Source organism: Citrobacter sp. LJND-P06 (assembly GCF_058188415.1).
In genome coordinates this window covers 3723532-3738322 of record NZ_CP187317.1, presented here as the reverse complement: position 1 = coordinate 3738322, position 14791 = coordinate 3723532, and the positions used below count along the sequence as shown (strand labels likewise).

Annotated in this window: 11 protein-coding genes; 6 read left to right on the top strand and 5 right to left on the bottom strand. The window is 53.8% G+C overall.

Features of this window, described 5'->3' with window-relative positions; all coding sequences use genetic code 11:
• The first annotated feature begins 13 nt into the window (after positions 1 to 13).
• The 3 genes from aceF to traT all read left to right on the top strand — a co-directional run bounded on the left by aceF (position 14) and on the right by traT (position 4453).
• Complete coding sequence (gene aceF, locus ACO7SM_RS17720; protein ID WP_490468599.1) at positions 14 to 1903, top strand: pyruvate dehydrogenase complex dihydrolipoyllysine-residue acetyltransferase; 1890 nt, start codon at positions 14 to 16, stop codon at positions 1901 to 1903.
• A gap of 199 nt (positions 1904 to 2102) precedes the next feature.
• Positions 2103 to 3527, top strand: coding sequence for a dihydrolipoyl dehydrogenase (gene lpdA / locus ACO7SM_RS17715; protein WP_203361317.1), 1425 nt, complete (start codon positions 2103 to 2105; stop codon positions 3525 to 3527).
• Positions 3528 to 3721: 194 nt separating this feature from the next.
• Positions 3722 to 4453 (top strand): conjugal transfer complement resistance protein TraT, encoded by a 732-nt coding sequence (gene traT, locus ACO7SM_RS17710; RefSeq protein ID WP_276292819.1) that lies wholly within the window; start codon positions 3722 to 3724, stop codon positions 4451 to 4453.
• Between the two features lie 131 nt (positions 4454 to 4584).
• Here the strand turns inward: traT and ACO7SM_RS17705 are convergent, their stop codons facing one another.
• Together ACO7SM_RS17705 and ACO7SM_RS17700 are read right to left on the bottom strand one after the other, a co-directional pair.
• Positions 4585 to 5376: a DUF2950 family protein gene (locus ACO7SM_RS17705; RefSeq protein WP_490470977.1), complete on the bottom strand. Its 792-nt coding sequence runs from the start codon at positions 5374 to 5376 to the stop codon at positions 4585 to 4587.
• A gap of 12 nt (positions 5377 to 5388) precedes the next feature.
• Positions 5389 to 7080, bottom strand: a complete 1692-nt coding sequence (locus tag ACO7SM_RS17700; protein WP_490468598.1) for a DUF3300 domain-containing protein — start codon at positions 7078 to 7080, stop codon at positions 5389 to 5391.
• Between the two features lie 400 nt (positions 7081 to 7480).
• Between ACO7SM_RS17700 and acnB the strand changes: the two genes are divergently transcribed.
• Both acnB and yacL read left to right on the top strand, forming a co-directional pair.
• Positions 7481 to 10078, top strand: coding sequence for a bifunctional aconitate hydratase 2/2-methylisocitrate dehydratase (gene acnB / locus ACO7SM_RS17695; RefSeq protein WP_490468597.1), 2598 nt, complete (start codon positions 7481 to 7483; stop codon positions 10076 to 10078).
• Positions 10079 to 10298: 220 nt separating this feature from the next.
• Positions 10299 to 10661: a protein YacL gene (gene yacL / locus ACO7SM_RS17690; RefSeq protein ID WP_490468596.1), complete on the top strand. Its 363-nt coding sequence runs from the start codon at positions 10299 to 10301 to the stop codon at positions 10659 to 10661.
• A gap of 47 nt (positions 10662 to 10708) precedes the next feature.
• On the opposite strand, the gene speD is transcribed toward yacL, so the two are convergent.
• The 3 genes from speD to ACO7SM_RS17675 form a co-directional block, all read right to left on the bottom strand.
• On the bottom strand, positions 10709 to 11503 hold the full coding sequence (gene speD / locus ACO7SM_RS17685; RefSeq protein WP_490468595.1) for an adenosylmethionine decarboxylase: 795 nt from the start codon (positions 11501 to 11503) through the stop codon (positions 10709 to 10711).
• A 20-nt stretch (positions 11504 to 11523) separates the two neighbouring features.
• A complete protein-coding gene (gene speE, locus ACO7SM_RS17680) occupies positions 11524 to 12384 on the bottom strand; it encodes a polyamine aminopropyltransferase (protein WP_490468594.1) in 861 nt (286 codons plus the stop codon).
• A gap of 106 nt (positions 12385 to 12490) precedes the next feature.
• On the bottom strand, positions 12491 to 12838 hold the full coding sequence (locus ACO7SM_RS17675; RefSeq protein WP_000846617.1) for a YacC family pilotin-like protein: 348 nt from the start codon (positions 12836 to 12838) through the stop codon (positions 12491 to 12493).
• A gap of 166 nt (positions 12839 to 13004) precedes the next feature.
• Between ACO7SM_RS17675 and cueO the strand changes: the two genes are divergently transcribed.
• Complete coding sequence (gene cueO, locus ACO7SM_RS17670; protein ID WP_490468593.1) at positions 13005 to 14585, top strand: multicopper oxidase CueO; 1581 nt, start codon at positions 13005 to 13007, stop codon at positions 14583 to 14585.
• Positions 14586 to 14791 lie beyond the last annotated feature (206 nt).

Below are 14791 nucleotides of genomic sequence, written 5' to 3'. Positions count from 1 at the left end.
AGGTAAAAGAATAATGGCTATCGAAATCAAAGTACCGGACATCGGCGCAGATGAAGTTGAAATCACCGAGATCCTGGTCAAAGTGGGCGACAAAGTTGAAGCAGAACAGTCGCTGATTACCGTAGAAGGCGACAAAGCCTCTATGGAAGTCCCGTCTCCGCAGGCTGGCATCGTTAAAGAGATCAAAGTCTCTGTTGGCGATAAAACCGAGACCGGCAAACTTATCATGATTTTCGATTCCGCCGACGGTGCAGCAGCCGCTGCACCTGCTCCGGCAGAAGCGAAAAAAGAAGCAGCTCCGACAGCAGCACCTGCTGCTGCAGCGGCGAAAGATGTTCATGTACCGGACATCGGCGGTGACGAAGTTGAAGTGACTGAGATCATGGTGAAAGTGGGCGACACCGTTGCCGCTGAACAATCTCTCATCACCGTTGAAGGCGACAAAGCCTCTATGGAAGTCCCGGCTCCGTTCGCGGGCGTGGTCAAAGAGATCAAAATCAACACCGGCGACAAAGTGTCTACCGGCTCGCTGATCATGGTCTTCGAGGTGGCGGGCGCTGCACCAGCAGCGGCTCCGGCTCAGGCGGCTGCACCCGCAGCAGCGGCGGCTCCTGCGGCTTCCGGTTCTAAAGAAGTGAACGTACCAGACATCGGCGGTGACGAAGTTGAAGTTACCGAAGTGATGGTCAAAGTGGGCGACAAAATTGCCGCCGAGCAGTCTCTGATCACCGTAGAAGGCGACAAAGCCTCTATGGAAGTTCCGGCACCGTTCGCGGGCACCGTGAAAGAAATCAAAATCAGCACCGGCGATAAAGTGAAAACCGGTTCTCTGATTATGGTCTTCGAAGTGGAAGGCGCTGCACCTGCCGCGGCTCCGGCTGCTGCTCCAGCACCTGCTGCTGCCGCGCCTGCTCCTGCTGCTAAAGCAGCGGCACCGGCTGCGATTGCCGAAGGCAAATCTGAGTTTGCTGAGAACGACGCTTACATTCATGCGACCCCGCTGATTCGCCGTCTGGCGCGCGAGTTCGGTGTGAATCTGGCGAAAGTGAAAGGCACTGGCCGTAAAGGTCGTATCCTGCGCGAAGACGTTCAGACTTACGTGAAAGAGGCTATCAAGCGCGCTGAAGCGGCTCCGGCTGCCGCAGCGGGTGGCGGTATCCCGGGTATGCTGCCGTGGCCGAAGGTTGACTTCAGCAAGTTCGGCGAAATCGAAGAAGTGGAACTGGGCCGTATCCAGAAAATCTCGGGTGCTAACCTGAGCCGTAACTGGGTGATGATCCCGCACGTTACGCACTTCGATAAAACCGATATCACCGATCTGGAAGCGTTCCGTAAACAGCAGAACGCCGAAGCTGAGAAGCGCAAACTGGACGTGAAATTTACCCCGGTTGTCTTCATCATGAAAGCGGTTGCCGCGGCGCTCGAGCAGATGCCTCGCTTCAACAGCTCTCTGTCCGAAGACGGTCAGCGTCTGACGCTGAAGAAATACATCAACATCGGTGTGGCGGTTGATACCCCGAATGGCCTGGTGGTTCCGGTCTTTAAAGACGTGAACAAGAAGAGCATTACTGAGCTGTCCCGTGAACTGACGGTGATTTCTAAGAAAGCGCGTGATGGTAAGCTGACGGCCGGCGAAATGCAGGGCGGTTGCTTCACTATCTCCAGCATCGGCGGCCTGGGTACCACCCACTTCGCGCCGATTGTTAACGCGCCGGAAGTGGCTATCCTCGGTGTCTCCAAATCGGCGATGGAGCCGGTATGGAACGGGAAAGAGTTTGTACCGCGTCTGATGATGCCAATCTCTCTCTCCTTCGACCACCGCGTGATCGACGGTGCTGATGGTGCGCGCTTTATTACCATCATCAACAACACGCTGTCTGATATTCGCCGCCTGGTGATGTAATCGAAAAGCCGGCCTGACGGCCGGCTTTTTTCTGGTAATCTCATGTATGTTGTGGGGTTATTGGGTGACAAAGACAATTCGTTTGCCGTTTGTTGTTTCAAAATTGTTAACATTTTTGTACACTACGGACGGATAGAACGACCCGGTGGATGATGGGCGACAAGACCAGGGATCGCCGGAAATAAATTAAGAGGTCATGATGAGTACTGAAATCAAAACTCAGGTCGTGGTACTTGGGGCAGGCCCGGCAGGTTATTCTGCGGCCTTCCGTTGCGCTGATTTAGGTCTGGAAACCGTAATCGTAGAACGTTACAGCACCCTCGGTGGTGTTTGTCTGAACGTTGGCTGTATCCCTTCTAAAGCGCTGCTGCACGTTGCAAAAGTTATCGAAGAAGCCAAAGCGCTGGCTGACCACGGTATCGTCTTCGGCGAGCCGAAAACCGATATCGACAAGATTCGTACCTGGAAAGAGAAAGTGATCACTCAGCTGACTGGCGGTCTGGCTGGTATGGCGAAAGGCCGTAAAGTGAAAGTGGTCAACGGTCTGGGTAAATTTACCGGGGCAAACACCCTGGAAGTGGAAGGCGAGAACGGCAAAACCGTTATCAACTTCGACAACGCTATCATCGCGGCGGGTTCCCGTCCGATCGAACTGCCATTTATTCCGCACGAAGATCCGCGCGTATGGGATTCCACCGACGCACTGGAGCTGAAATCTGTACCGAAACGTCTGCTGGTTATGGGCGGCGGTATCATCGGTCTGGAAATGGGTACTGTGTACCATGCGCTGGGTTCAGAGATTGACGTGGTTGAAATGTTCGACCAGGTGATCCCGGCTGCCGATAAAGATGTCGTGAAAGTCTTCACCAAGCGTATCAGCAAGAAATTCAACCTGATGCTGGAAACCAAAGTGACTGCCGTTGAAGCGAAAGAAGACGGTATTTACGTTTCCATGGAAGGCAAAAAAGCGCCTGCTGAAGCACAGCGTTATGATGCCGTGCTGGTGGCTATCGGTCGTGTACCGAACGGTAAAAACCTCGACGCAGGTAAAGCGGGCGTGGAAGTGGACGACCGTGGTTTCATCCGCGTAGACAAGCAACTGCGTACCAACGTACCGCACATCTTTGCAATCGGCGATATCGTCGGTCAGCCGATGCTGGCGCATAAAGGTGTTCACGAAGGTCACGTTGCCGCTGAAGTTATCGCCGGTAAGAAACACTACTTCGACCCGAAAGTTATCCCTTCCATTGCATACACTGAACCAGAAGTTGCATGGGTAGGTCTGACTGAGAAAGAAGCGAAAGAGAAAGGCATTAGCTACGAAACCGCCACCTTCCCGTGGGCTGCTTCTGGCCGTGCTATCGCTTCCGACTGCGCAGACGGTATGACCAAACTGATTTTCGACAAAGAATCTCACCGTGTGATCGGTGGCGCGATTGTCGGCACCAACGGCGGCGAGCTGCTGGGTGAAATCGGTCTGGCGATCGAAATGGGTTGTGACGCCGAAGACATCGCGCTGACCATCCACGCGCACCCGACGCTGCACGAATCTGTTGGCCTGGCCGCAGAAATATTCGAAGGTAGCATCACCGACCTGCCAAACCCGAAAGCGAAGAAGAAGTAATCTTCTGACTTTTGTGAAAGCGCCTCTTCGGAGGCGTTTTTTTTGCCTGAAAACTACCTGTTCTGGTAGCCATCTTATTGATTTATTCCCTAAAAAAATCCTTTCTTCTGCCGATAACCCATTCACCTTTGTGTGGCTTCTGGCTACGCGCTTACTGGGATCTGGACTCTCATTACACGAAGAAAGGAAAAAACATGTCTTTAAAAAAAATCGCGGTTGTTGGTATGGTCGTCGCGGCAATGACGCTGACCGGCTGCGGCGCAATGACCACCGCAGTGAAAAAACGTAACCTTGAAGTGAAAACGCAGATGAGTGAAACCATCTGGCTGGAGCCTTCCAGCGAGAAGACCGTCTACATTCAGGTAAAAAATACGTCTGATAAAGACATGAGCAACCTGCAAACGTTGCTGGCAAATGATCTGTCAGCGAAGGGCTATAAAGTGACCAGTTCACCGGACAGCGCATACTACTGGGTACAGGCGAACGTACTGAAAGCAGACAAAATGGATCTGCGCGAGGCGCAGGGATTCCTGAAAACCGGTTATGAAGGTGCCGCGATGGGGGCGGCTCTGGGCGCGGGTATCACCGCCTATAACAGTAACTCTTCCGGCGCTGCGCTGGGTGTGGGACTGGCGGCGGGTCTGATCGGGATGGCCGCTGATGCGATGGTCGAAGACGTGAACTACACCATGGTCACCGACCTGCAAATTTCCGAGCGTAGCAAAGCGAAAGTCACGACAGATAACGTTGCTGCGCTGCGTCAGGGCACCTCCGGCATTAAGTTGCAAACCAGCAGTGAGAAGGGCGACCGTGCGAAATACCAGACTCGCGTCGTCTCTAACGCCAACAAAGTTAACCTGAAGTTTGAAGAGGCGAAACCGGTGCTGGAAGCGCAACTGGCAAAATCCGTTGCCAACATTCTGTAATCTGACTCTGCGCCCGTAAAAAGGCGAATCGCGTGAGCCATTCCGGGGTTCTGTAGACAAAAAATCCCCGTGTAAAAACACGGGGATTATGAGCCGTCAGCAGCAGCGATGCGCTGCTTTTTTTATGTCGGTTATTCTACCGGTGTCCAGGGGGCATCCTGGGTATATTGGGTGATAGCCGTCACTTTCTCTACGGTATCGTCACCTAAATCAGCCTGATAAACCCGATCGTCCTGATTCACGATAAAGCTCATCACGCCCGTTTCTCCCCACTCCACCGGCCAGGCCAGCAGCGCGAATCCTTTCTCATCATTACTTTTGACGATGCGGAAGTGGTAGCCATGATAACCCGTGCCTGGCACCACCGGGCTGAATGCCGGCCCCAGTGGGCTTGGGTCTTCTCCGGGTTTCATCGGCCAGTACAGGCCATCCTGCTTGCCTTCACTGCTGATCAATTTGGCGGCGAAAACCTGTTTGCGCTGCCAGTAGTCGTACTGGGCGTCAACATAGGCGCGCATTGCCTGTATGGCTGACAGTTCATTACGACCGATGGCGCGGGTGAGAATTTCATCCTCGGCGGCAGCCATATCGAAATGCCAGCCTTTGCTGGTTTTGACGATGGGGACGGGCAGTTGCCAGTCTTCCTGGCCGACATTCAGATGCGCTATGTTCTCTTGTTTTACAATGCGATGGCTGACCTTCCAGTCACGGTTAAAGCGAGCGACCGCTTCCGGGTCGGCCCCTTCCGGCGGGAGATACTGCTGCCAGTTGTCGCCTAACACGGCATTAAGGTGCGTTTCGTTTTGCTGAGCAACAGCATCAGCAAAGGCCTTTGCCGCCTTTTCGGGGGTGGAGAACAACTGCTGTGCGTGGCTCATCAGAGGCAATGACAGCAGCAGGGCACTTAACATGATTTTTTTCATCATTTGCTCCGATTAACGACGGCGTTCGTGACGCTCAGACATATTTCCACGCGACTCGGCACGCTGTTGGGTATTCGCGCGGCTTACACGGCGGCTTTCCTGACCTCGCGATTGCTGAGATTGCCAGGAAGGTGAACGGCTGTCGTTCCCACTGAATGCGTTAGAACGGTTACTCTGTTGTACGCGCGCCTGACGTTGATCTGACGAAACCGTGCTTCGCCGTTGCGTTGAGGATGACTCCACGCGCTGGCGGGCGTTATCGCGTTGCTGCTGAGAAACCTGCTGTTGAGCTTTCGCTCTCTGCTCATTGCGATTCTGCTGTTGTTTCGGCGTTGTCGATTTTTGTAGCGTTTTTTGTGCGGCTTCCCGACGCGTGTTGTTTTGCGGGGTATCGTAACCGCGATAGTTGTTACGCTGGGCAACCTGATTCAGTTGCTGTGAAGCGGCTTTGCGTTGCATATCGCGGGAAGAGAGCGACTGCTGGGTCGCCTGGGGCGATGTGTTGTTACGCTGCTGGAGCTGCGTCATTGCCGCCTGGCGCTGGCTGTCGCGAGATGCTGTCTGCTGCGTTGTATTTAAACCACTGGTATTGGCCCTGGTCTGATTAAAACGCTGTGAGACGGCATTGCTTTGATAAGGCACACCGCCGCGATAAGCAGGGTTGTGCTGCCATTTCATATTCCTGTCTTTAAGATTTTGACCGGAGATACGGTTGAGGTTTTCCACATCAATATTGATGTTGTTGTCCCCGTTACGTTCATAATGGCCGCCACCACCGTTGTAGTCATCGTGATCGTGGTGATAATCGTCGTCGTCATCATCCCAGTCAATGTTGCTGAACAAGGCGTAAGTGGTGGCAACGCCCAGACTTAAACCAAAACCGTTAACAAAACTGCTGGCAAACTGTTGCCCCGGAGGAGGCGGCATATACACCGGCGGGTAGGCTGTATTTGGCCAGGTGCCGTAAACCGTTGAAGGGTTATAGCTCGGGACATAGACGACCTGCGGGTCGGTGGGCTCAATTTTGATGACGGTCGGCGGCGCGGCTTGCGTCGTCGTATTGGTGGTGTTGTTGGTGGTTGTGTTGGTGGTGGTCTGTGTCGAGGCAACTGTTTTCTTCGGTTCGCTGGTCACCGTTTGTTGCGGTGAAGATTTCAGCGCGCCGGTTTGTTGCGCGAGTAATCGCAGTCGCTGCACGGAGTCCATCACATCCTGCGGCTGCCCCAGGAAGGCGTCACCGAGGTTTTGTACCCACGGCGGATTCTCACCCATCATCGCCATAAGCTGTGGAAATGCGACCAGAGATTTGACGCTCGGATCCCACGGTTGGCCTGCGACCGCCTGAATTGCGGCATCTCCCTGCATATTCGGGTTATCACGCGACCATTGCACAGCCTGAACCACGTTCGCCGGGTAGGTAGACGCCATCAGTACCTGAGAAAGCAGCGGATCAGGGAAAAGTGCGATAGGGGCAACCCACTGATCAATTTGGGCATTGGTGAACGTCGGTTTTGCGTCAGGCGCGGCGGCGGCAGTGGGGGCTTGAGGCGGCGTCGCTACAGGGGCTGGGGCGGCCTGAACCGGGACAGGCGCAGGTGTGGGCGCTTCAGGGCTACGGCTTTTGACATACAAAACACCTGAAGCGGCGAGCAATCCAGCACAACACACCAGAGCAATCACATGGGGCTTAAAGGGCAACTTCATCTTCTCTCTCCCGATTCCTGCGGAATCGCCAGGGTCATATTACCTGCCGCATGACGATGCGGTGTGACATGAGTATAGAGAGACAATAGTTTAATTTTTAACTTATCTTGGGATCGATACCGCAAGATGACTATCAGCAGACGAAATTATGTGACTAAACGTAACGGGGGAAAATAATTTCTTGTCCTCATGGCGAAGAGCATTAGACCATACGTAACGATTCAGCCACTTTTTTATGTTGCTTTTTTGTAAACGCATTAACACCCCGCTAAAATCCTGCTATTCTGCCGATTGCGGTATCGGGCATTTACCCTACTAACTGCTGTCTCACAGGAGCGTGAAGAGAATCGCCCATATACAAAAGCGCCGCACTATGACAATGAGAGCGAGGAGAACCGTCGTGCTAGAAGAATACCGTAAGCACGTAGCTGAGCGTGCCGCAGAGGGGATTGTACCCAAGCCCCTGGATGCTACCCAAATGGCTGCGCTTGTCGAGCTGCTGAAGAACCCGCCTGCTGGCGAAGAAGAATTCCTGTTAGACCTGTTAATTAACCGTGTACCGCCGGGCGTTGACGAAGCTGCCTACGTCAAAGCCGGATTCCTTGCTGCTGTCGCCAAAGGCGAAGCGACTTCCCCGTTGATTACCCCTGAAAAAGCCATTGAACTGCTGGGCACCATGCAGGGTGGTTACAACATTCATCCGCTGATCGACGCCCTCGACGATGCGAAACTGGCGCCGATTGCTGCGAAAGCGCTCTCCCACACCCTGCTGATGTTCGATAACTTCTACGACGTCGAAGAGAAAGCGAAAGCGGGCAACGTTTACGCGAAGCAAGTGATCCAGTCCTGGGCCGATGCCGAGTGGTTCCTGAACCGCCCTGCGCTTGCCGAAAAAATTACCGTTACCGTCTTTAAAGTGACCGGTGAAACCAACACCGATGATCTCTCCCCGGCGCCAGATGCCTGGTCGCGCCCGGATATTCCGCTGCACGCGCTGGCGATGCTGAAAAACGCCCGTGAAGGGATCGAGCCGGATCAGCCGGGCGTGGTTGGCCCGATCAAACAGATCGAAGAACTGAACAAAAAAGGTTTCCCGCTGGCCTACGTTGGCGATGTTGTGGGAACCGGTTCTTCACGTAAATCCGCAACCAACTCCGTACTGTGGTTCATGGGCGATGACATCCCGTTTGTTCCGAACAAACGCGGCGGCGGTCTGTGCCTCGGCGGCAAAATTGCACCTATCTTCTTTAACACCATGGAAGATGCGGGCGCGCTGCCGATTGAAGTGGACGTCAGTAACCTGAACATGGGCGACGTGATTGACGTTTACCCGTTCAAAGGCGAAGTGCGTAACCACCAAACCGGCGAACTGCTGGCAAGCTTTGAACTGAAAACCGACGTGCTGATTGATGAAGTGCGTGCCGGTGGTCGTATCCCGCTGATTATCGGTCGTGGCCTGACTACCAAAGCGCGTGAGTCTCTCGGTCTGCCGCACAGCGATGTGTTCCGTCAGGCAAAAGACGTGGCGGAAAGCAACCGTGGCTTCTCGCTGGCGCAGAAAATGGTCGGTCGCGCCTGTGGCGTGAAAGGGGTTCGTCCGGGCGCGTACTGCGAACCGAAGATGACCTCCGTGGGTTCCCAGGATACCACGGGCCCAATGACCCGTGATGAACTGAAAGACCTGGCGTGCCTGGGCTTCTCTGCTGACCTGGTGATGCAGTCTTTCTGTCACACTGCGGCCTATCCGAAGCCGGTTGACGTCACCACGCACCATACGCTGCCAGACTTCATCATGAACCGTGGCGGGGTTTCCCTGCGTCCGGGCGACGGCGTTATCCACTCCTGGCTGAACCGTATGTTGTTGCCGGATACCGTCGGTACTGGTGGTGACTCGCATACCCGTTTCCCGATTGGTATCTCCTTCCCGGCGGGCTCTGGTCTGGTGGCGTTTGCTGCTGCGACTGGCGTGATGCCGCTGGATATGCCGGAATCCGTGCTGGTGCGCTTCAAAGGCAAAATGCAGCCGGGCATCACTCTGCGCGACCTGGTTCACGCGATCCCGCTGTATGCTATCAAACAGGGTCTGCTGACCGTTGAGAAGAAAGGGAAGAAAAACATCTTCTCTGGCCGTATCCTGGAAATTGAAGGCCTGCCGGATCTGAAAGTCGAACAGGCGTTTGAGTTGACCGATGCGTCCGCTGAGCGTTCTGCTGCCGGTTGTACTATCAAGCTGAACAAAGAGCCGATCGTTGAATATCTGAGCTCTAACATCGTTCTGCTGAAGTGGATGATCGCAGAAGGCTACGGCGACCGTCGCACCCTGGAACGTCGCGTTCAGGGCATGGAAAAATGGCTGGCGAATCCTGAACTGCTGGAAGGCGACGCAGATGCAGAATACGCCGCGGTGATCGACATCGATCTGGCCGATATCAAAGAGCCGATTCTGTGCGCGCCGAACGATCCGGACGACGCGCGTCTGCTCTCTGACGTGCAGGGCGAGAAGATCGACGAAGTGTTTATCGGTTCCTGCATGACCAACATCGGCCACTTCCGTGCCGCAGGTAAACTGCTGGATGCGCACAAAGGCCAACTGCCGACGCGCCTGTGGGTGGCTCCGCCAACCCGTATGGACGCCGCGCAGCTCACTGAAGAGGGCTACTACAGCGTCTTTGGTAAGAGCGGTGCGCGCATCGAGATCCCTGGCTGTTCACTGTGCATGGGTAACCAGGCGCGTGTGGCGGACGGTGCGACGGTGGTTTCCACTTCCACCCGTAACTTCCCGAATCGTCTGGGTACCGGCGCGAACGTCTTCCTGGCCTCTGCGGAGCTGGCTGCTGTTGCGGCGCTGATTGGCAAACTGCCGACGCCGGAAGAGTATCAGACCTACGTAGCGCAGGTAGATAAAACCGCTGTCGACACATACCGTTATCTGAACTTCGATAAGCTCTCTCAGTACACCGAGAAAGCGGACGGCGTGATTTTCCAGACCGCGATATAAGGCGTTACATGCTGTTAAAGGCCGGGTGAATTCACTACCGCCCGGCAATATGGCTGGAAGCGCTCCGCTTACCGGCCTATAAAACCCCACTTCCTTCGAAGCGGGGTTTTTTATTTTCATTCCTTCCACCCGTGGCGCTTTTTTTCTGCGACCAGGCTGCGATAATTACAGCATGGCGCAGTGCGGGAATGACGCATTGCCGGGAGCAGAGGAACACATTATGGATTACGAATTTCTGCGTGATATTACCGGAGTCGTAAAGGTGCGGATGTCCATGGGCCACGAAGTGGTGGGGCACTGGTTTAACGAAGAAGTGAAAGAAAACCTGGCCTTGCTTGATGAAGTGGAACAGGCGGCTCAAGCGGTGAAAGGCAGCGAACGTTCCTGGCAACGGGCAGGGCATGAATACACGCTCTGGATGGATGGCGAAGAGGTGATGGTTCGCGCCAATCAGCTTGAGTTTTCGGGCGACGAAATGGAAGAAGGGATGAACTACTACGACGAAGAAAGTCTGTCACTCTGCGGCGTGGAGGATTTTCTTCAGGTGGTTGCGGCATATCGTGAGTTCGTACAACAACGCTAGTTCAGGGATGCTTTACCCAGCGGAGCCTCCGTGCTCCGCGAATACGCTTACAGCGTAGGAATATTACGGGCGTAGTAAATCTCGCGCATTTCCTTCCACAGCGCAGCGGTAATCTCTTTGCGCTCGGTTTCTGTCAGGTCTTCCGGTTTGGTGTGGAACATGTAGTGCTTAAGGTCGAACTCTTTAAGCAACATTTTGGTATGGAAGATATTTTCCTGATAGACGTTCACATCCACCATGTCATACAGCGACTTCATATCCTCGGACATAAAGTTCTGAATTGAATTAATCTCATGATCGATAAAGTGTTTCATACCATTGATATCACGAGTAAAACCCCGCACACGATAATCAATCGTCACAATATCGGACTCGAGCTGGTGGATAAGGTAATTCAGCGCATTTAGCGGTGAAATCACCCCACAAGTGGAAACTTCAATGTCGGCGCGAAAGGTACACAACCCGCCTTCCGGGTGACTTTCCGGATAGGTGTGGACGCAAATGTGGCTCTTATCAAGGTGCGCGACCACCGCTTCCGGCAAAGGGCCTGGATGTTCGGTTTTATCGATAAGTTTGGGGTCTATGGGCTCTTCGCTCACCAGAATGGTGACGCTGGCACCCTGCGGTTCGTAGTCCTGACGGGCAATATTCAGGATGTTTGCACCGATGATGGAACAGGTTTCTGAGAGGATCTCGGTCAGACGGTTGGCGTTGTAGAGTTCATCGATATAGGCGATGTAGCCGTCACGCTCTTCGGCGGTTTTGGCATAGCAGATATCATAAATACAAAAACTCAGGCTTTTGGTCAGGTTATTAAAGCCATGCAGTTTCAGCTTTTTCAATTTTTATCACATCCTTAGGTTCACTGTGCGGACAGTGCATCTTGCAAGTATTGAGGTAAGGCAAAGGCTGCCGTGTGAATTGCCGGATTGTAGTAACGGCATTTCAGACCGGAAGTGTGGAATCGGGCCTGAATAATCTCGGTCGAAAGGTGGCGCAGGGCTTCGTTGTCGGTCGCCCAGGCAAAGGTCATGATCCCGCCGTAATAGGTCGGAATGGCGGCCTGATAGAAACCAACGTCACCAAAGTAGTGGCTGAGTTTGCGGTGGCTGTCGAGCGCTTCATCTTGTTGCAGGAAGCAGACGCCATTCTGGGCGACAAAAATCCCGCCCGGATTCAGGCAGCGTTTGCAGCCTTCATAGAACGCCGAAGTGAACAGGCTTTCGCCGGGACCAATAGGATCGGTGCAGTCGGAAATGATCACATCGAAGGTCTGGTGGGTCTGATTCACGAAGTTGACGCCGTCGTCGATCACCAGTTTAAACCGCGGATCGTCGTAGCTGCCTGCGTTGTGGTTCGGCAAATACTGGCGGCAAAATGAGACTACGCCTGCATCGATCTCCACCATCGTAATGGTTTCGATGTTTTTATGGCGTGTAACTTCGCGCAGCATAGCGCCGTCGCCGCCGCCGATGATCAGCACATGTTTAGCGTGACCGTGTGCGAGCAACGGCACGTGGGTCATCATTTCGTGATAGATAAATTCATCGCGCTCGGTGGTTTGCACCACGCCGTCCAACGCCATCACGCGACCAAACGCGGCGTTCTCGAAAATGATCAAATCCTGATGGTCGGTTTTCTCATGATACAGCACGTTATCCACGGCAAAGTACTGACCAAACTGGTCGTGTAGCGTTTCATGCCACGGGGTATTTTCGGCCATTGGTTGATACCTCCATTGTTGGCGCCCGTGAAAAAGGGCGCAACATCATAGCTAACAATGACCGGTGTTGCACGGTCATTACTTCAGCAATCGGGTATCGGGGAATTTATTTGACGTAGGCCAGCAGACTGAGGGAATCTCGTGCCAGCGCTTTGCATTTTTTTGCGACGGGGATACCAATTCCGCTGAGATCCCGGTAGCTGTCTTCACCGAGGGATTTCATGTCGAAGGTGTCGTAATTACTCAGATCCCACTGGTTTTGCTGGGCAAAAAAGACCAGTGCGCGACGAATCTGCCCATTGGGTAAATTCTGGTATCCACAGTCATTTTTCAGGAACACAAAAACTGCCGTTAAATCGGCCATATCTTCGGCTTCGGACTCACTGAGCGCATAGCTGTTTGCACATACGGCCATCAGGCTGCCGAACAATACGGTTCTGAAAAACGTCTTCATTGCTTCTACCACTGCATCACGGAAATTAAACGTTAGCATACTGTGAGCGAAGCGACGACCTTTATTATCGCATTCGATTATGTCGCTGACTTGACCTTCCTGTAGGGGGAGGGTCTATGCTCAAGTTTTAGGCTGTGTCCCGCCTGCTGAGAATAAGGAAGTGAAAATGCAACGTCGTGATTTCTTAAAATATTCTGTGGCGCTTGGGGTCGCATCTGCACTGCCGCTGTGGAGCCGGAGTGCCTTTGCCGCCACGCGCCCCGCGTTACCGATTCCCGATCTGTTAACCGCCGATGCCCGCAATAAAATACAGTTGATCGTCAAGACCGGGCAATCGACCTTCGCGGGCAAGACGGCCACGACCTGGGGTTACAACGGTAATTTGTTGGGCCCGGCGTTAAAACTGCACAGGGGGAAAGCCGTCACCGTCGACATTCATAATCAGCTCGCTGAAGAGACCACATTACACTGGCATGGCCTGGAAATTCCCGGTGAAGTGGATGGCGGCCCGCAAGGCGTTATTCCGCCCGGTGGTTCGCGCACCGTCATGTTCACGCCCGATCAGCGTGCCGCCACCTGCTGGTTCCATCCACATCAGCACGGAAAAACGGGGCGTCAGGTTGCGATGGGGCTGGCGGGACTGGTGCTTATTGAAGATGAGGATATTCGTAAGCTGCTGCTCCCTACGCAGTGGGGCATTGATGATGTACCGGTGATAATCCAGGACAAACAGTTTTCCGCTGACGGACAGATAGATTACCAACTGGATGTGATGACCGCCGCGGTGGGCTGGTTTGGCGACACGCTGCTGACCAACGGGGCGATTTACCCTCAACACGCCGCGCCAAAAGGCTGGCTACGACTGCGTTTGCTCAATGGCTGTAACGCCCGTTCACTCAACATCGCCGCCAGCGATGGTCGCCCTCTGTATGTAATCGCCAGCGACGGCGGATTGCTGGCTGAGCCTGTCAAAGTGAATGAGCTACCCTTGTTAATGGGGGAACGCTTCGAAGTGATGGTGGATATCAGCGATGGCAACGCGTTTGATTTGGTGACTCTGCCGGTCAGTCAGATGGGAATGGCGGTTGCGCCTTTTGACAAACCGCATCCGGTCATGCACATCCAGCCGCTGGTGGTGACCGCTTCCGGCACGTTGCCGGATACGCTAACCCGGATGCCAGCATTACCGTCGCTTGATGGCCTGACGGTACGCAAACTGCAACTCGCCATGGACCCTATGCTCGACATGATGGGCATGCAAATGCTGATGCAAAAATACGGTGATCACGCGATGGCGGGGATGGAAAGTGGGCAGATGATGGGGCATATGGGTAATGGAAAAATGAATCACGGCAACATGAATCATGGCAGCATGGGGCATATGAATCACGGTGGACAATTTGATTTCCATAACGCCAACAAGATCAATGGTCAGGCGTTTGATATGAATAAGCCGATGTTTGCGGCGGCGAAAGGGCAGTATGAGCGTTGGGTCATCTCCGGTGAGGGTGACATGATGCTGCATCCGTTCCACATTCACGGCACCCAGTTCCGCATTCTGTCGGAAAACGGCAAAACGCCGGCAGCGCATCGTACGGGCTGGAAAGATACGGTACGCGTCGAAGGCGGCGTCAGCGAGGTGTTGGTCAAGTTTGAGCATGATGCCCCGAAGGAACATGCTTATATGGCGCACTGTCATCTGTTAGAGCACGAAGACACAGGCATGATGCTGGGGTTTACCGTTTAAAAAATGAATGCCGGATGGCGCTATGGAATAGCCCAGGCACCGTAGGCGATCGCGGCATTGATTGATTTTAGAGTGTGCGGATTCAAAAAATGCGCTTTATTAACGGATGCCGCGAACCATTACTTTTGCTGGTATACTGCGTGCCTTGCGCTTCGATGCTGTGAAATTCCGAGAAGGCATTGAGTGATTTGTTTTTAAATCATATG